Here is a 17,894-nt window from a genome sequence, read left to right as displayed (position 1 = left end):
CTGACGGCCAGGGGCTGGGCCACCCCCGTGAGCGACTGCGCAGTCCGCGGGTGAGGGGCACGTCCGGTGATCAAAGTCTCACCGTCTGCCGTGCCCCTCACTCGTGAACACCGCTCACCGCGCCGGGCGTCTACCCCCGAATCCGGCGGCCACACGTCACCCGACCCGGATACCCACGAGACACGTGTCGTCGTCCGTGTCCGACCTGCTGTAGGTGAGCAGACGGTCCAGGTGCTGGTCCAGTGTCCTGGGGGTGGGACGGGCGGTGCTCAGCAACTGCGTCAGCGACTCCTCCACCGAGCGGTCACGGCGTTCGATCAGGCCGTCGGTGTACATCAGCAGGGTGTCCTCGTCCGCCAGCTGCACCTCGTCCTCCTCGTAGACGGCCTCCGCCACCGCGCCCAGCAGCATGCCCCTCACCAGCGGCAGGGGCTTCGCCTCCGGACCCCTCACCAGCACCGGCGGCAGATGCCCCGCGCGGGCCCAGCGCAGCGTCCGCCGCACCGGGTCGTACAGGCCGCACACCGCCGTCGCCGTGACCCCGCCCGTCAGATGGTGCGCCACGATGTTCAGCCACGACAGCAGCTGCCCCGGACCCGCGCCCGTCACCGCCAGTCCGCGCAGCGCGTTGCGCAGCACGACCATGCTGGTCGCCGCCTCTATGCCGTGCCCGGCCACGTCCCCCACGCACAGCAGCACCATCCGGTTCGGCAGCATCACCGCGTCGTACCAGTCACCGCCCACCAGCTGTTCCGTCTCCGCCGGCCGGTAGCGGACGGCCACCTGGAGATCCGGCACCGTGAGCGGGGTCTGGGCGGGCGGCATGATGGCGTGCTGCAACTGCAGGGTCAGCCGGGCGCGCTCGATGGCCTGCTGCTCGGTGTGCGCCAGCTGGTCGCGGGTCGCGGCGAGCGCCACCTCCGTCCAGTGCTGGGCCGAGATGTCCTGATAGGCCCCGCGCACCACGAGCAGGCGGTCATCGGTGTCCAGCACCGGTTCGGCCACCACCCGCACGTGCCGGGTCACCCCGTCCGGACGCTGCAGCCGGAACGCCGCCGACGCCGGCCTGCGGTGGTGCAGCAGCGTACGCAGGAACCGGCCGATGGGGACGGCGTCGTCCGGGTGGGCGTGGGCGGTCAGCTCCTCCAGCGGCACCGGGACGCTCGTCTGCGGACGCCCGTACAGGTCGAAGAGCTGTCCGTTCCAGGTGATCTCACCGGTCAGCAGATTCTCCTCGAAGCCGCCGATGCGGCCGAGGCGCTGGGCGTGCTGGAGGAGGCTGGCCAGCCGGGCCGTCTCGTCCTCGATGCGCCAGATGAGCAGGACGGCGTTGCCGTGCCGGCTGATGCTGATGTCCGCGATCGCCGACAGCGGCACCTGGTCGACCAGCGCGGTCAGGTTCATCCGCCGGGCCCGGAACGACTCGCCCGTGGCGTAGACCCGTTCCACGCTCCGGAACAGCTCGCTGTCCCCGGCGGCCATCGGATAGGCCTCCAGCAGCAGCGCGCCGCCCACCACGGCACGCGGCCGTCCGGCCGGGTCCAGGAAGCGCTTGTTCACGTGCTGGATGCGGAAGTCCGCCAGGTGCCCGGCGGCGTCCAGGTGCGGCACCAGGACCAGGGCGGGGTCGTGCAGCCCGTCCGCCAGGTCCATCAGCTCCGCGGCGTCCGGCAGCACCCGCGGCTCCACCCCGGCGCCGTGCGGCGGCGTGTACGTCTCCAGCGTGTGGGCGCACAGCTCAGCCAGGGCCTCCACCTGACGCACCACCTGGGGCGGCTGCGCGGGCAGCGGCTGCGGCCAGGCGATCTCCAGCACGCCGTGGATGCGTCCCCCCGTGCCGGCGGGCACGGCGGCCCGGCCGCCGTCCGGGTACTGGTGCCGGCCCACACTGGGCAGCCCGGTCTCCGCCAGCGACGTGATCCACTGGCCCGCGCGTTCGGTCAGGCCGCGACGCGCCACCGTCGCCACGTCCGGCGGCACATAACGCCAGCGCGTGGCCTCGGCGGGCGAGAACCCGGCGCAGCCGGCCAGCGTGAGCGACCCGTCGGAACCGGCCGCCCAGATGGCCACGGCGACCGCGCCGAGCGGGCGCAGCGCCTGCTCCAGCAGGGCGTCGGCGACGGCCTGGGTGTCGTCCGCCGCGGCCAGCGCGCCGCTCTCGGCCGCCCGCAGCCGCACGGCGGCGGACTCGGCGGACGGCGGTTCGGCCTCCCCGGACTTCTCCGCCTCGGCCGCGGCGGTGGCCGCGAGGAACGCGTCCGTGACCTCCGACATCCGGTCCCGGGCGGCCTGGTTGATGACGTCGACCGCGAACTCGAGCGGCGTCACCTGGGACTGTTCGGCCAGTTCGGTGAGCTGCCGGGCGGCCTGCGCCGGACCGCAGCCGAGCCGGGCGACCAGCACGCCCTTGGCGAGCTCGATCAGGGCCCGGCCCTCGGCCTCGGCCTGGGCGGCCCGCACCTCGCGGCTGAGCCGGTCCACCGTGGCCGCGAGCCTGCCCACGGGCGACTGCGGGGTCATGCCGCGCAGGTCGACGGCGGGGCCGTCGACCGGGCGGGACTGGGGGGCCGCGGACCCCGGGGGCGGCGCCGCGGACGAACCGCGCGGCTCGGCGCCGCCGGGTTCGGGTGGCTGCTCGGAGATGCTCACGGTCGGGTCACTCCTCGGCTGGAGACCGCCACGGAGCGCGACGGGACGCGTCGCGCTCCGCCCGGCCCACCGGTGGACGGAACGGGTGCCGGCGTGCTCATGCGGGCAGCCAGCGCCGGACGCACGCGATGAGGTCCTGCGTGTCGACGGGCTTGGTGACGTAGTCGCTGGCGCCCGAGGCGATGCTCTTCTCCCGGTCGCCCGGCATCGCCTTCGCCGTCACCGCGATGATCGGCAGCTCCGCGTACTGCGGCATCCGGCGGATCTCCGCCGTCGCCGTGTATCCGTCCATCTCCGGCATCATCACGTCCATCAGGACGAGGGCGACCTCCGGATGGTCCACCAGCGTCTCGATGCCCCGCCGCCCGTTCTCCGCGTGCAGGACCCGGAAGCCGTGCAGCTCCAGGATCCCGCTGAGCGCGAAGAGGTTGCGCGCGTCGTCGTCCACGACCAGGACGGTGCGGCCCGACGGCGACTCCTCCACGGGCAGCGGCATCAGGCGCTGCGGCTCGTCGGGGCGGACCAGGGACAGCACGTCCCCGGGTTCCTCGGCGGCCAGATGCAGCGCGATGCGCTCCCGCAGTTCGTCGAGGCTGGACAGGAACTCCAGCGCCCCGCCGCCGGTACCGGAGCGCAGGCTCTCCTCCAGCGCCGCGTCCGCGCGGTGACCGCTGTGCACGAGCACCGGCACGCTCGCCAGCGCCGAGTCGCCCCGCAGCGCCTCCAGGAACCGCGACGCCTCGGAGTCCGGCATGCCCAGTTCCAGGACGACGCAGTGGCACGGGTCGGCGGCCAGCGCGCCGGCCGCCTCCTGCGCTCCGACGGCGGTGATGACGTCGAGCGGAGGCCTGCCCCCCGCGTCGTCCCGCCCGTGCGACAGGTCCGCGACGACGCTCTCCGCGACCAGGGTCAGCAGACCGCGCGGCCGCTCCTCCACCACGAGCAGGCGCCGGGGACGCTGCCGGTGCCCGCCCGTCAGCTCGGGCAGCGGCGCCGGGCTCGTGAGCACGTCCGCCGGCGACTCGGCCGGCGCCTGCTCCCCGCCCCGGTGCAGCAGGTCCTCGAAGTCGGGCCGGGCCACGGGCAGGAACAGCGTGAACGTGCTGCCCCGGTCGGGCGTGCTGTCCACCGAGACGGCACCGCCCAGCAACTGGGCGATCTCCCGGGTGATGGACAGGCCGAGGCCCGTGCCGCCGTACTTGCGGCTCGTCGTGCCGTCCGCCTGCTGGAACGCCCCGAAGATCGACTCCAGGTTCTGCTCCGGGATGCCGATGCCCGTGTCCTTGACCCGGAAGGCCACCACGGCACCGCCCCGGACCACGCCCTGGGGCACCTCGTCGTCCGGTGCCGGCTCGATGGCCAGCTCCACCCCGCCCCGCTCGGTGAACTTCACCGCGTTGGACAGCAGGTTGCGCAGCACCTGACGCAGCCGGGAGTCGTCGGTCAGCAGGTCGGCCGGCGCGCCCGCGGCCGTCGTCACCGTGAACTCCAGGCCCTTCTGCGTCGTCATGGGCCGGAAGGTGGCCTCGACGTACTCGATGAGCTGCCGCAGCGTCACCCGCTCCGGGGAGACGTCCATCTTGCCGGCCTCGACCTTCGACAGGTCCAGGATGTCGTTGATCAGCTGAAGCAGGTCCGAGCCGGCCGAGTGGATGATCCCCGCGTACTCGACCTGCTTCGGGGTGAGGTTGCGCGACGGGTTCTGGGCGAGCAGCTGGGCGAGGATGAGCAGGCTGTTGAGCGGGGTGCGCAGCTCGTGGCTCATGTTCGCCAGGAACTCCGACTTGTACTTCGAGGCCAGCGACAGCTGCTGGGCGCGGGCCTCCAGCTCCTGCCGGGCCTGCTCGATCTGCAGGTTCTTCGCCTCGATGTCCCGGTTCTGGGTGACCAGCAGGGACGCCTTGTCCTCCAGCTCGGCGTTGGAGCGCTGCAGCTCCTCCTGCTGCACCTGCAGCTCCGTGGAGCGGGCCTGGAGTTCGGCCGTCAGGCGCTGCGACTCGGCGAGCAGCTCATCGGTACGGGCGTTGGCCACGATCGTGTTGACGTTGACGCCGATGGTCTCCATCAGCTGTTCCAGGAAGTCCCGGTGGATCGGCGTGAACTCGGTGACCGACGCCAGCTCGATCACGCCGAGCACCTGCCCCTCGACCACGATCGGCACCAGCACCAGGGCGGTCGGCACCACCTGGCCGAGCCCGGAGGAGATGGTCACGTAGCCCGGCGGCAGCTCGTCCACCACGATGGTGCGGCGGCTGCGCGCGGCCTGGCCGACCAGCGTGCGGCCGAACGCGATCCGGGTGGGCCTCTCGGCGTCGTCGGGGTAGCCGTAGGAGCCGACGAGCCGCAGCTCGGGCCCGCCCTCGCCGTCCTCGGCCAGGTAGAAGGCGCCGTACTGCGCCGACACCAGCGGCACCAGCTCGTCCATGATCAGCTCGGCGACCACGGGCAGGTCCCGGTGGCCCTGCATCAGGCCGGAGATCCGGGCGAGGTTGGTCTTGAGCCAGTCCTGCTCCTGGTTGGCCCGGGTGGTCTCGCGCAGGGACTGCACCATCGCGTTGATGTTGTCCTTGAGCTCGGCGACCTCGCCGGACGCCTCCACGTTGATCGAGCGGGTCAGGTCGCCCTCGGCGACGGCGCTCGTCACCCCGGCGATCGCGCGGACCTGGCGGGTGAGGTTGCCCGCCAGCTCGTTGACGTTCTCCGTGAGCCGCTTCCAGGTGCCCGAGACGCCCTCCACCTCGGCCTGGCCGCCGAGCCGTCCCTCGGTGCCGACCTCGCGGGCGACGCGGGTGACCTCGTCGGCGAAGGCGGACAGCTGGTCGACCATGGTGTTGATCGTCGTCTTGAGCTCGAGGATCTCACCGCGCGCGTCGACGTCGATCTTCTTCGACAGGTCGCCCCGGGCCACCGCCGTCGTCACCAGCGCGATGTTGCGCACCTGGCCGGTGAGGTTGTTGGCCATCGAGTTGACGTTGTCGGTGAGGTCCTTCCACGTGCCGGCGACGTTCGGCACGTGCGCCTGGCCGCCGAGCCGTCCCTCGGTGCCGACCTCGCGGGCGACGCGGGTGACCTCGTCGGCGAACGCCGACAGCGTGTCGACCATCGTGTTGATGACCTCGGCCAGGGCCGCGATCTCGCCCTCGGCCTTGACGGTGATCCGCTGCGACAGGTCACCGCGGGCCACGGCGGTGGCGACCTGGGCGATGGAGCGGACCTGGCCCGTCAGGTTCGACGCCATCACGTTGACGTTGTCGGTGAGGTCCTTCCAGGTGCCGGACACGCCGCGCACCTGCGCCTGGCCGCCCAGGTTGCCGGCCGTGCCGACCTCGCGGGCGACGCGGGTGACCTCGTCGGCGAAGGCGGAGAGCTGGTCGACCATCGTGTTGATGGTGTTCTTGAGTTCCAGGATCTCGCCGCGCGCGTCCACGGTGATCTTCTGGGAGAGGTCGCCCTTGGCCACCGCCGTGGCCACCTGGGCGACGTTGCGGACCTGGTTCGTCAGGTTGCCCGCCATGAAGTTCACCGAGTCGGTGAGGTCGCGCCACGTCCCCTTGACGCCCTGGACGTCCGCCTGACCCCCGAGCCGGCCGTCGGTGCCGACCTCGCGGGCGACGCGGGTGACCTCGTCGGCGAAGGCGGAGAGCTGGTCGACCATCGTGTTGATGGTGTTCTTGAGTTCCAGGATCTCGCCGCGCGCGTCGACGTCGATCTTCTGGGAGAGGTCGCCCTTGGCCACCGCCGTGGCGACCTGCGCGATGTCGCGCACCTGGGTGGTCAGGTTCCCCGCCATGGCGTTGACCGAGTCCGTCAGATCGGCCCAGGTGCCCGAGACGCCCGGCACCCTGGCCTGCCCGCCGAGGGTGCCCTCGGTGCCGACCTCGCGGGCCACCCGGGTGACCTCGGAGGTGAACACGGACAGCTGGTCCACCATGCCGTTGAAGACCTTGGCGATGTCGCCCAGCAGGCCGTCCGCCTCGTCCGGCAGGCGCGTGCCGAAGTCGCCGTCCCGCACGGCCGTCAGGCCCGCCAGGAGGCGCCGCAACTCCTGATCGCCCGGAACCGTCTCGACGGTCCCGGTGCTGTCGCTGGTCATGCGCACCCTCGTTCCGCTCCCCAGGAGCCCCCGGGACCCGAGGGCTCGGAACACCTCCGGACACGTCGGGCGGTCCGGTCTGTTGTGCGTGCATTTCCGCAGTTCACGGATATGCGCGATGAGAAAAATACGTCAGAGGCTAACCCAGGTGCCGACCGGGCGACAAAGCGGGGAACCCCCGCGGTGCCCGGCGTTCCCGACGCCGCCCGGCCGCGCGTCCCGAATGCGGCGGCCCGGGCCGGGTATCCGCTGCTGTGGAGCCGGTCGGGCAGGCCCGCCCTCGGGAGCCGCCCGGCCCGTCATTCGCAGCTCCGGTCGGAGCCGATCCATGCGGAAGGGAAGGGGCAGCGTGCCGACGGACAACATCTGGTCGTACGCGGTGGGCAGCGGTCACACGGAGGGGCAGGACCTCACGGGCTGCACCGTTCTGGCGAGTGACGGCACCGTCGGCCACGTCGACCGGCAGGCCGACCATTTCGGCATGCGGCACCTGGTCGTCGACACCGGCGTCTGGGTCTTCGGACGCAGCGTGCTCGTACCGGTCGGCATGGTGCGCGGCATCGACCCCGAGGCCCGCACCGTCACCGTGGGGTGCACCAGGGCGGAGATCAAAGCGGCGCCCCGGTTCCGGACCGACAGCGAGACCATGGACCGCGAGTATCTGACGGCCGTGGGCGACTACTACGACCGGTTGCCGCCCCGGGACACCACGGCAGACTGACCCGCCGGCCGACCGACCCGGTGCAGGACGACAGCACGGCCCGGGCAAGCCAGGGACACCACAGACATGGAACGAACCGACCAGATCACCACGTCCGCCTCCGGTGCCGCGCCGGTCGGCACACCCGCGCCGGTCGGCACACCCGCGCGGGCCGCCGTGACCAGCGCGGCCGACGCGCGGGCGTACGCGGAGTCGGCGGTGCGCGAGCGGTGGGGCGGCACGGACCGCGGGGTGCGCGAAGAGGACGTCGTCGACCTGCTGCTCGTCGTCTCGGAGCTGGTCACCAACGCGATCCGGCACGGCGGCGGACTGGCCGGCTTCGACGTCCGCCCAACGGGCGAGGGCGTGTGGATCGCCGTCCACGACAACAGCCCGGTGATACCCAGGGCGGTGTACGCGTTCCCCACCCGGCACCACGGCAGTGGCTACGGCTGGCCGCTCGTCGCCCGGCTGACGCGCGACATCGCCGTCGAGCGGCGCCCCGAGGGCGGCAAGACGATCAGCGCCCTGGTGCCGATACGCCCCGCCGGTACCTGACCGGGACGCTCACCAGGGCAGGAAGACGTGGATGTCCTTGCCCCGTCCACCGGTGACCACGCTCACCTGGTCGGACAGGGTGTGGATCAGATGCCAGCCGATACCGCCGCCGCCGTTGCTCGGATGGAAGGGACGCGGCGCGGGCTCCGTGGTGCTCGTGTCGTGCATCACCACGTGCACGCCGTCGAAGGTACGGCGCATGCGCAGCTCGAAGGGCCCCGGGGCGTACTGCACCGCGTTGGCCGCCAGTTCGGTGACCACCAGCAGGATGTCGTCCCAGTGCTCGGGCGCCGAGGGCGGTGCCACACGTGCCAGGTCGTAGAGGAACTCCTCCGCGACAAGGCGAGCACCGGTCACATTGTGCAGCTCTCCGGTGAAGCTGGCGGTGCGGCTCGTGATCTCCTCGGAAGCCAGTGTCCTGTCCCAACGCGACTCGGCTGCCATTTCGCCTTCCCGGCCCGGCGTCCACCGGGCGTCGTACCTTCCTTGGCTTTCCCTTCGTTTGTTAGTTCCCGAGTCGGCGCAGGCTACGCGCCCGTCTGTGCCCGCACCGGCGCAGCGCACCGCGGGTGACGCTCCCGTCACCGGAAGAAGACGTTGTCCGAGTCCTCCCAGCCGGCCGGCTCCTGCGCCGGCACCTGTGGCCGTCGCCGCGAGCGCGCCTCGTACATCGCGTCGATCTCCAGGGCGTAGGTCCGCACGATCTCGTCCCGCCGCAGCTTCATCGACGGTGTCAGCAGCCCGTTGCTCACGTCGAACGGCTCCGGCAGGACGCGGAAGACCCGGATGGACTCCGAGCGCGAGACGGCGCTGTTCGCCGCGGCGACGGCCCGGGCGATCTCCTCCCGCAGCGCGTTCTCCTCGCGCGCCTCGCGCACCGACGCGTCGCCCTGGAGCGCCAGTCCCGCCCGCCAGTGCGTCAGGAACTCGGGATCCAGGGTGATCAGCGCACCGACGCAGGGCCGGTTGTCGCCCACGACCACCGCCTGGTGGACGAGCGGGTGCATCCGCAGCCGCTCCTCCAGGGCGGCCGGGGCCACGCTCTTGCCGCCGCTGGTGATGATGACGTCCTTCTTGCGGCCCGTGATCGCCAGGTAGTTCTCCTCGTCCAGGTGCCCGAGGTCCCCGGTGGCCAGCCACCCGCCGCGCAGGACCCGGCGGGTGGCCGCCGCGTCACCGACGTACCCCTGGAACAGCGACGGCCCGCGCACCAGGATCTCCCCGTCGTCGGCCACCCGGATCTCCATGCCGGGCAGGGGCTGCCCGACGGTGCCCGACTTCTCCCGGCCCAGCGGCTGCATGGTGAGCCCGCCGCTGGTCTCCGTCAGGCCGTAGCCGTCGTGCACGTACACGCCGATGCCCTCGTAGAAGAGGGACAGGTCGCGGCTGAGCGGCGAACCGCCGCACGTCGCCCGCCGCACCCGGCCGCCCAGCGCGCTCCGCAGCCGGCGGTACACCGTCCGCTCGTACAGGGCGTGCTGGAGCCGCAGATCGAAGCCGGGCCCCGGCCCCCTGCCGAGCCGCTGGCGCTCCAGGGCCGCGGCGAAGTCCCGCGCCGTGCCGGCGGCCCGCTCGAACAGCGCCCCGCGGCCCGCCTGCTGGGCCGTGCGCAGGAAGTTCTTGTAGAGCTTCTCCAGGACCGACGGGACGGCGTAGAAGTACGTCGGACGGAAGGACCGCAGCGCAGACGACAGCGCCTCCGCGCTCATCGCGGGCTCGTGCGCCATGAGCAGTCCGCCCCGGACGCACAGGCTCTGGATCATCAGCCCGTACACGTGGGAGAACGGCAGGAAGGCGAGGACCGCGCCCTGCTCCCCTTCGGGAGCCACCGTGTGACCCCAGCCGGCCAGCAGCGTGTCGCACGGGGCCGCCAGGCTGCGGTGGCTCAGCGCGCAGCCCAGGGCCCGGCCCGAGGTGCCGGAGGTGTAGGCGACGACGGCGGTGGAGTCCGGCAGCACGATGCGGCGCATGGAGTCCACGGTCGCGAACGGGATGAACTCACCGCGCGCCACCAGCGCGGCCGGCGCGCCCGCGTCCAGTTGCCACACGTGCCGCAGCGACGGCAGCGACGCGCACACCGAGCCGACGGTCATCACGCTCTGCTCGTCCTCGACCACCACGGCCACGCAGCCCGCGTCCCGCAGGATCCACTCGACCTGTTCGCGCGAGGAGGTCGGGTAGATCGGGACGACCTCGGCACCCACCGTCCACAGCGCGTAGCTGAAGACCGTCCACTCGTAGCGCGTGCGGGCGAGGATCGCCACCCGGTCGCCCGGCTGGATCCCGCACGCGATCAGCCCCTTGGCCAGGTCGACCACCTCGTCGCGGAACTCGACGGCGGTCACCTCCTCCCAGACGGCGGAGGTCGGCACCGGGCGGCGCGCGAGCATCGGCAGGGCGGGGGTGCGGGCCGCCGTCTCGAAGAGACTGTCGGCGAGCCCTCCGGTCAGGGGCGGCGGGGCGGCCGGGGGAGCGAGAGCGAGGTCGCGCATGCGCTGCTCCTGACATGTACGGAGGGTGACGTCACCGACGGGCACCGTCATCGGCGGCTCGAATCTAGCCGAGGCGCGAGCGATGGGGGGCAGGGACGGCAGAAGTGTTCCCACCCGGTGATCTCGGCGGATCGGGGGACCCGTAGGGCATGAGCTATACGAACCCCGATCCCGACCCGGAACGCACCACCGGCCTGGAGCCGGGCGGTGGCGTACCGCCCGGCGAGACCCCGCCGGCGGAGAGCAGCATGCCCGAGGCGGGCCCGTTCGAGGCGCACAACCCTCCGAAGGGCTGGGCCAAGGGACCGCTGATCCTGATCCTCGCCGTCGTGGTGCTGATGGCGGCCGGATTCCTCGCCTACGCCCTCGCCCTGATCTTCTGAGCGGTCACGGTCAGGAGACGGACCGGGCAGGTCAGGGCGCGCCTCAGGGCAGCTGGGTGCGGCGCACGCACTCGGTGACGACGTCCCGCAGGCTGCCGGTGCGCTTCAGCAGCTCGCGCTGCACGCGGGCGCCGTTGCCGTGCCGCAGCAGGCCCTCGGCCAGCTTCTCGGCCCGCTCCAGGTCGCCGGCGGCGGCCAGCGCCTCCCGTACGTGCTCCAGCAGGGCCCGGACCACTGTCTCCGCGGGCATGCGCCGCATCGTCGCGGGGTGCAGCAGCTCCTCCGTCAGCCCGGACCGGGCGGCCCGCCAGGCGGCCAGACGCAGCAGGCTGACACTGTGCCCGACCGGCTCCTTGCCCTCCCGCCACTCGCGGGCGGCCGTCTCGACCAGGCCGCGGGCCAGGGTGGCGATCAGTACGGCGGTGCTCGCGTCCAGGCAGACGTCCGAGACCCGGAACTCCACCGTCGGGTAGCGCCGGGAGAGCCGGACGTCGAAGTAGATCATCCCCTCGTCGAGGATGGTGCCGGTGGCCACCATGTCCGCGACCCGGCGGTGGTAGGTCTCCGCCGACCCGAACAGCTCCGTGGGACCGGCCGACGGCCAGCGCTGCCAGACCCGGCTGCGGTAGCTGCTGTACGCCGAGTCCTGCCCCTGCCAGAACGGGGAGTTCGCGCTCAGCGCGGTGAGCACCGACAGCCAGGGGCGCACCCGGTCGATCACCGCGACGCCCTCCTCGTCGGACTCCACGGACACGTGCACGTGGCAGCCGAGGACGAGCTGCTCGTGCACCACGACGCCGTACTGCTCCGCCATCCATTGGTAACGGTGGTTCATGCCGACGGCGGGGCTGACCGGCAGCGGCGACGTGGCGAGCGCGGCGACGGCGCAGCCGGTCCCGGCGGCGTGCCGCCCGGCCTCCTCACGGCAGCGGACGATCTCCGCGTGCAGGCGCTCCATGTCCGCCTGCGGATGCGTGGCGAACTCGAGCATCTGCTCGTGCAGTTCCTTCTCGAAGACGTCCTGCTCGGCATCGTCCTGAAAGGCCCGGGCGAGCACCGCGGCGGACAGTGCGCGTGGCTCGCCGGACTCGGGATCGACCAGGAGGAGTTCCTCCTCCACTCCGACGGTGCGCACGTGATGTCGCCTTTCTGTGGGCCGGCGGGGCGACGGTCGGCGTGTTCCGGCCGTCGGACCCCGAATGCCCCCGGAAGGGCGCCGAACACCTGGTGGCGCCGCCGCGCCTCAGAGACCGAAGGGCATCAGCCACACCGTGGCCAGCGGCGGCAGCGTGATCCGGATGCTGCCGTCCTCCGGCTTGACCGGGTCGGGGTTGGTCACGCCGCTGCCGCCGTACTCCTCGGCGTCGGTGTTGAGGACCTCCTGCCAGGCGGCGACGTCGTCGCCGACGGCGAACCCGTACTCGTGCCGGACCACCGGCGAGAAGTTCGACACCGCCAGCAGGGGGTTGCCGTCCTTGTCGAACCGCAGGAACGCGAAGACGTTGTCCTCGGCCGCGTCCACGGCGACCCAGCGGAAGCCGGCCGGATCGGTGTCGCGCTGCCACAGCGCCGGGGTCCGGCCGTAGCGGGTGTTGAGCTCGCGCACCAGGTCCTGGATCCCGCGGTGGTCGCCCGCCGAGGCGTACCCCTCGTCGAGCAGCCACCACTCGGGGCCCTGCTTCTCCGACCACTCGGCGCCCTGGGCGATCTCCTGCCCCATGAACAGCAACTGCTTGCCCGGGTGGGCCCACATGAAGCCGAGATAGGCGCGGACGTTCGCGCGCCGCTGCCACCAGTCGCCCGGCATCTTCGACACCAGCGCCTGCTTGCCGTGCACGACCTCGTCGTGGGAGATCGGCAGCACGTAGTTCTCGCTGTACGCGTACACCATCGAGAAGGTCATCTCGTGGTGGTGGTACTTGCGGTGCACCGGCTCGTGCGCGACGTACTCCAGCGAGTCGTGCATCCAGCCCATGTTCCACTTCAGCCCGAACCCGAGCCCGCCGCCGTCGGTCGGACTGGTCACCCCGCCCCACGCGGTCGACTCCTCGGCGATGGTCACCACACCGGGGCAGCGCCGGTAGACGGTCGCGTTCATCTCCTGGAGGAACGCCATGGCCGCCAGGTCCTCCCGGCCGCCGTACTGGTTGGGTTCCCACTGCCCGGAATCGCGCGAGTAGTCCAGGTAGAGCATCGAGGCGACCGCGTCGACGCGCAGCCCGTCGATGTGGAACTCCTCGCACCAGTACACGGCGTTGGCGACGAGGAAGTTGCGCACCTCGGTGCGGGCGAAGTCGAAGGTGTACGTGCCCCAGTCCGGGTGCTCGGCGCGCCGGGCGTCCCCGGGCTCGTACAGCGGGTCTCCGTCGAACCGGGCCAGCGCCCAGTCGTCCTTCGGGAAGTGCGCCGGCACCCAGTCCATGATCACGCCGATGCCCGCCCCGTGCAGGGCGTCGACCAGGTACCGGAAGTCGTCGGGCGAGCCGAGGCGCGCGGTCGGCGCGTAGAAGCCGGTGACCTGGTAGCCCCAGGAGGGACCGTAGGGGTGCTCGGCGACCGGCATCAGCTCGACGTGCGTGAAGCCCAGGTCCTTGACGTACGCGGGCAGCACATCGGCCAGCTCGCGGTAGGTCAGCCCCGGACGCCACGAGGGCAGGTGCACCTCGTACACCGAGAACGGCGCCTCGTGCACCGGAGTGGCGGACCGGGTCCGCATCCACTCCCGGTCGTTCCACTCGTAGTGGGACGCCGTCACGACGGAGGCCGTGTTCGGCGGCTCCTCCGCCGCGCGCGCCATCGGGTCGGCCTTGAGGAACCGGTGCCCGTAGCGGGAGTGGATCTCGAACTTGTACCGGGTGCCCTCGCCGACGCCCGGCAGGAACAGCTCCCACACCCCCGACGAACCGAGCGAGCGCATCGGGAACGCCGTGCCGTCCCAGTGGGTGAAGTCGGCGGCGACCCGCACACCCTGTGCGTTCGGCGCCCACACCGTGAACCGGGTGCCGGAGACGCCCTCGTGGGTCATGGGCTCCGCGCCGAGCGCCCGCCACAGCTGCTCGTGCCGGCCTTCACTGATCAGGTGCAGGTCCAGCTCGCCGAGGGCGGGCAGGAACCGGTACGGGTCGTGCGTCTCCTGCTCGCCCTCCTCGTACGTCACGACGAGGGTGTACGCGGGGATGTCCGCGAGCGGCAGGACGCCGGAGAACAGGCCGTCCTCCTCCGACACGAGAGGCCGGCGCTCGCCGTCGACGACCACGCTCACCTCGCGGGCGAAGGGGCGCAGCGCCCTGAAGGCGATCCCGCCGGGCACCGGATGGGCGCCGAGCAGCGCGTGCGGGTCGTGGTGGGCGCCCGCCAGAAGGCGCCCTCGGTCGGTCGGGTCCAGGGGCGGGGCGGCTTGGCACGCACCGGGTGCGTGCGGGACGGGACCGGACGGCTCGGGGAGCGAGGTGTCGCGGAGGGCCACGGGTCAGTCTCCTCTCACGGCGAGTCGTTCGATCGCCGCCATGGGTACGGGAAGCCAGTCGGGGCGGTGCCGGGCCTCGTACAGCACCTCATACACGGCCCTGTCGGTCTCGTAGGCGCGCAGCAGGCCGTGCTTCTTACGGGGGTCCCACCCGGCTCGGGCGGCGTAACCCGCGCAGAACGCCTCCCGGCAGCGGCGCGCCCACTCGGGGCGCCACGGGCGGCGCTGCCGGGCGGCGTAGTCGAAGGAACGCAGCATGCCCGCGATGTCCCGCACGGGGGAGTGGGCGCTGCGCCGTTCGGCGAGCGGACGGGACGGTTCGCCCTCGAAGTCGATGACGAACCAGTCCCGGCCGGCCCGCAGCACCTGGCCCAGGTGCAGGTCGCCGTGGATGCGCTGGGCGGGCGGCCCCGAGTCGCAGGTGGTCAGCGCGGCGAAGGCCGCCCGCAGACCGGGCACGAAGGGCTGCAGCGCCGGCACGCAGTGCGCGGCGGCGGTCAGCCGTTCGGTCATCGCCGCCGCCGTACGGCCGTTCTCCCCGGGGGCACCGGCCGGGAAGGCCGAGGCCAGCGCCAGGTGCACGTCGGCCATCGCCCGTCCCAGCTCGTGGGCCTGCGCGGTGAAGTCGTCCCCGGAGGACAGCGCCTGAAGGGCGAGGGTCCAGCCGTCGGACGCGTCGTGCAGGAACGGCTGGAGCACACCGAGCGTCGCCTCGTACGGATGGGTGGTCCGCAGCCACGCCACCGGCGCGGGCACCCGCCCGCAGCCCTGCCGGGCCAGGGCGCTCGGCACCTCCAGATCGGGGTTGACCCCCGGCTGGATGCGCCGGAACACCTTGAGGATGAACTCGTCGCCGTACACCAGCGAGGAGTTGGACTGCTCGGCGTCCAGGATGCGGGGTGCCAGCCCGCCGGGCACCGGGCGGGCCGGGTCGCACTCGAAGCGCAGCGGACCCGCCTTGCCGGGCTGCCGCAGCCGTTCCAGGAGCAGCTGGGCCGTCCGGGGGTCGTGCAGCGCGTCGTAGACCGTCCGGCCGGCCAGCGGGCCGTCCTGCACCTGCCCGATGAGCGCCCGTCCCAGGCGCGGCGACGGCTGCTCGCGCACACCGAGCAGCAACTGGTAGCAGTCGCCGGCCGGGGGCGCGCCGCCCGGCGCGGGCACGGGGCCGTGTCCGGTGTGCACCAGCAGATGCAGGCAGCCCGGGAACAGCTCGGTCATCGACAGCAGACCGAGTTCGGCCACGGGCCGGTCCTTGCCCGCGAACCAGCGCTGCTTCGGCAGCCACTCCCGCAGCAGCCCGTCGAGCGAGGCCATCGGCTCGGCGAGATGCGCCGGTCTCGGGCGCAGGGGTGCGGTCTTCGGCATGGTGACGCGTCCTTTCCTCGGCCCACGCTCACACGCGGCGGCCGATGCGGGATGCGACTCGGGTGAGCCGGAACCAGTAGAAGCCGTGGCCCCCGAGGGTCAGCAGGTACGGCAGTTCACCGATGGCGGGGAAGCGGACCCCGCCGAACAGCTCGACCGGATGGCGTCCGGCGAACTCGCGCAGGTCCAGCTCTGTGGGCTGCGCGAACCGCGCGAAGTTGTTCACGCACAGCACCAGGTCGTCCTCGTACTCGCGCAGGAACGCCAGCACGGCGGGGTTGGACGAGGGGAGTTCGGTGTAGCTGCCGAGGCCGAAGGCGGGGTTCTGCTTGCGGATCTCGATCATCCGGCGGGTCCAGTGCAGCAGGGACGAGGGCGAGGCCATCGACGCCTCGACGTTCGTCACCTGGTAGCCGTAGACCGGGTCCATGATCGTCGGCAGGTACAGCCGGCCCGGATCGCAGGTGGAGAACCCGGCGTTGCGGTCCGGGGTCCACTGCATCGGGGTGCGCACCGCGTCGCGGTCGCCGAGCCAGATGTTGTCGCCCATGCCGATCTCGTCGCCGTAGTACAGGATCGGTGACCCCGGAAGGGCGAGGAGGAGGGCGGTGAACAGCTCGATCTGGTCGCGGTCGTTGTCCAGCAGGGTGGCGAGCCGCCGGCGGATGCCGATGTTGGCGCGCATCCGGGGGTCCTTGGCGTACTCCGCGTACATGTAGTCGCGCTCTTCGTCGGTGACCATCTCGAGGGTCAGCTCGTCGTGGTTGCGCAGGAAGATGCCCCACTGGCAGCCCGACGGGATCGCCGGGGTCTTCGCCAGGACTTCGGAGACCGGGTAGCGGGACTCGCGGCGCACGGCCATGAAGATCCGCGGCATCACCGGGAAGTGGAACGCCATGTGGCACTCGTCGCCGCCGGAGGCGTAGTCGCCGAAGTAGTCGACGACGTCCTCCGGCCACTGGTTGGCCTCCGCCAGCAGCACGGTGTCCGGGTACTGCGCGTCGATCTCCCGGCGGACGCGCTTGAGGAACTCGTGACTGGCGGGCAGGTTCTCGCAGTTGGTGCCCTCCTCGGCGTACAGGTAGGGCACGGCGTCGAGCCGGAAGCCGTCGATGCCGAGGTCCAGCCAGAACTTCAGTGCGGCCAGCATCTCCTCCTGGACCGCGGGGTTCTCGTAGTTCAGGTCCGGCTGGTGGGAGAAGAAGCGGTGCCAGAAGTACTGCCCGCGGACCGGGTCGTAGGTCCAGTTGGAGGCCTCGGTGTCGACGAAGATGATGCGGGCGTCCGCGTACCGCGTGTCGTCGTCGGCCCAGACGTAGTAGTCGCCGTAGGGCCCGTCGGGGTTCTTCCGCGACTCCTGGAACCACGGGTGCTGGTCGCTGGTGTGGTTCATGACGAAGTCGATGATCACGCGCATGCCGCGCTGGTGGGCGGCGTCGACGAACTCGACGAAGTCGGCCAGGTCGCCGAACTCGGGCAGGACGGCGGTGTAGTCGGAGACGTCGTAACCGCCGTCCCTAAGCGGTGACTTGAAGAAGGGCGGCAGCCACAGGCAGTCCACGCCCAGCCACTGCAGGTAGTCCAGTTTGGCGGTCAGGCCCTTGAGGTCACCGACGCCGTCGCCGTTGCTGTCCTGGAAGGAACGGACGAGGACCTCGTAGAAGACGGCTCGTTTGAACCATTCGGGGTCCCGGTCCCTGGCCGGGGTGTCCTCGAAGGTGTCCGGTACGGGCTCGTTCACGGTCATGAGGCTGGCGACCCTTCGTTCTGCGGCGCGGCGGCGGACGACCCCTGGACGTGGAAGACGTGTGCGGGGGCCCGGCCGGGCTCGAGGCGCACGTAGTTCGTCCGGCCCCAGTGGTAGGTCTCGCCCGTGAGCTCGTCGTGGACCGGCACCGACTCGTGCCAGTCGAGGCCGAGCTGCGGCATGTCGAGGGAGATCGTGGCCTCCTGGGTGCGGTGGGGATCGAGATTGACGACCGCCAGCACGACGTCGCTCCCCACGCGCTTGCTGTACGCGATGAGGGCGTCGTTGTCGGTCCGGTGGAAGCGCAGATTCCTGAGCCGGTGCAGCGCGGGATGGTCGCGTCGGATGCTGTTGAGTCTGGTGATGAGGGGGGCGATGGTGCGGCCCTCGCGGTGGGCGGCGTCCCAGTCGCGGGGTTTGAGCTGGTACTTCTCGCTGTCG

At 71.9% G+C, this 17,894-nt stretch carries 11 protein-coding genes and 1 pseudogene; 3 read left to right on the top strand and 9 right to left on the bottom strand.

What is annotated here, in order from left to right; translation table 11 throughout:
* Window positions 1-156 precede the first annotated feature (156 nt).
* Both IEZ05_RS29610 and IEZ05_RS29605 read right to left on the bottom strand, forming a co-directional pair.
* Complete coding sequence (locus tag IEZ05_RS29610) at window positions 157-2,649, bottom strand: SpoIIE family protein phosphatase (RefSeq protein WP_189233345.1); 2,493 nt, start codon at window positions 2,647-2,649, stop codon at window positions 157-159.
* Between the two features lie 97 nt (window positions 2,650-2,746).
* Entirely contained in the window at window positions 2,747-6,742 is a 3,996-nt protein-coding gene (locus IEZ05_RS29605) for a HAMP domain-containing protein (RefSeq protein WP_189233344.1), read from the bottom strand.
* A 349-nt stretch (window positions 6,743-7,091) separates the two neighbouring features.
* Here IEZ05_RS29605 and IEZ05_RS29600 point away from each other — a divergent pair, with 349 nt between their 5' ends.
* Complete coding sequence (locus tag IEZ05_RS29600) at window positions 7,092-7,463, top strand: PRC-barrel domain containing protein (protein ID WP_189233499.1); 372 nt, start codon at window positions 7,092-7,094, stop codon at window positions 7,461-7,463.
* 66 nt (window positions 7,464-7,529) lie between these two features.
* Entirely contained in the window at window positions 7,530-8,000 is a 471-nt protein-coding gene (locus IEZ05_RS29595) for an ATP-binding protein (RefSeq protein ID WP_229869919.1), read from the top strand.
* 9 nt (window positions 8,001-8,009) lie between these two features.
* On the opposite strand, the gene IEZ05_RS29590 is transcribed toward IEZ05_RS29595, so the two are convergent.
* Window positions 8,010-8,444, bottom strand: coding sequence for an ATP-binding protein (locus tag IEZ05_RS29590; protein WP_189233343.1), 435 nt, complete (start codon window positions 8,442-8,444; stop codon window positions 8,010-8,012).
* Between the two features lie 137 nt (window positions 8,445-8,581).
* Window positions 8,582-10,492 carry an AMP-dependent synthetase/ligase gene (locus IEZ05_RS29585; protein ID WP_189233342.1) on the bottom strand — a complete coding sequence of 637 codons (1,911 nt, stop codon included), beginning with the start codon at window positions 10,490-10,492 and terminating at the stop codon, window positions 8,582-8,584.
* Window positions 10,493-10,641: 149 nt separating this feature from the next.
* On the opposite strand from IEZ05_RS29585, the gene IEZ05_RS29580 reads away from it, so the two are divergent.
* Entirely contained in the window at window positions 10,642-10,875 is a 234-nt protein-coding gene (locus tag IEZ05_RS29580; protein ID WP_189233341.1) for a DUF6480 family protein, read from the top strand.
* A 43-nt stretch (window positions 10,876-10,918) separates the two neighbouring features.
* Here IEZ05_RS29580 and IEZ05_RS29575 read toward each other — a convergent pair whose 3' ends face one another.
* The 5 genes and pseudogenes from IEZ05_RS29575 to IEZ05_RS29555 form a co-directional block, all read right to left on the bottom strand.
* Entirely contained in the window at window positions 10,919-12,010 is a 1,092-nt protein-coding gene (locus tag IEZ05_RS29575) for a glutamate--cysteine ligase 2 (RefSeq protein ID WP_189233340.1), read from the bottom strand.
* A gap of 108 nt (window positions 12,011-12,118) precedes the next feature.
* On the bottom strand, window positions 12,119-14,341 hold the full coding sequence (gene glgB / locus IEZ05_RS29570; RefSeq protein WP_189233339.1) for a 1,4-alpha-glucan branching enzyme: 2,223 nt from the start codon (window positions 14,339-14,341) through the stop codon (window positions 12,119-12,121).
* Window positions 14,342-14,344: 3 nt separating this feature from the next.
* A complete protein-coding gene (locus tag IEZ05_RS29565; protein WP_189233338.1) occupies window positions 14,345-15,706 on the bottom strand; it encodes a maltokinase N-terminal cap-like domain-containing protein in 1,362 nt (453 codons plus the stop codon).
* Window positions 15,707-15,734: 28 nt separating this feature from the next.
* The gene (gene treS, locus IEZ05_RS29560) at window positions 15,735-17,453 is read right to left on the bottom strand and encodes a maltose alpha-D-glucosyltransferase (RefSeq protein WP_189233337.1); all 1,719 of its coding nucleotides are present in this window, start codon (window positions 17,451-17,453) and stop codon (window positions 15,735-15,737) included.
* Window positions 17,450-17,894, bottom strand: a pseudogene (locus IEZ05_RS29555) (alpha-1,4-glucan--maltose-1-phosphate maltosyltransferase); the annotation flags it as partial. The gene treS and the pseudogene IEZ05_RS29555, both read right to left, overlap by 4 nt.

Source organism: Streptomyces flaveolus, from assembly GCF_014648815.1.
Classification (GTDB): domain Bacteria; phylum Actinomycetota; class Actinomycetes; order Streptomycetales; family Streptomycetaceae; genus Streptomyces; species Streptomyces flaveolus.
The sequence above is the reverse complement of the archived record's forward strand: the minus strand, read 5'-3'. Positions and strand labels throughout refer to the sequence as shown.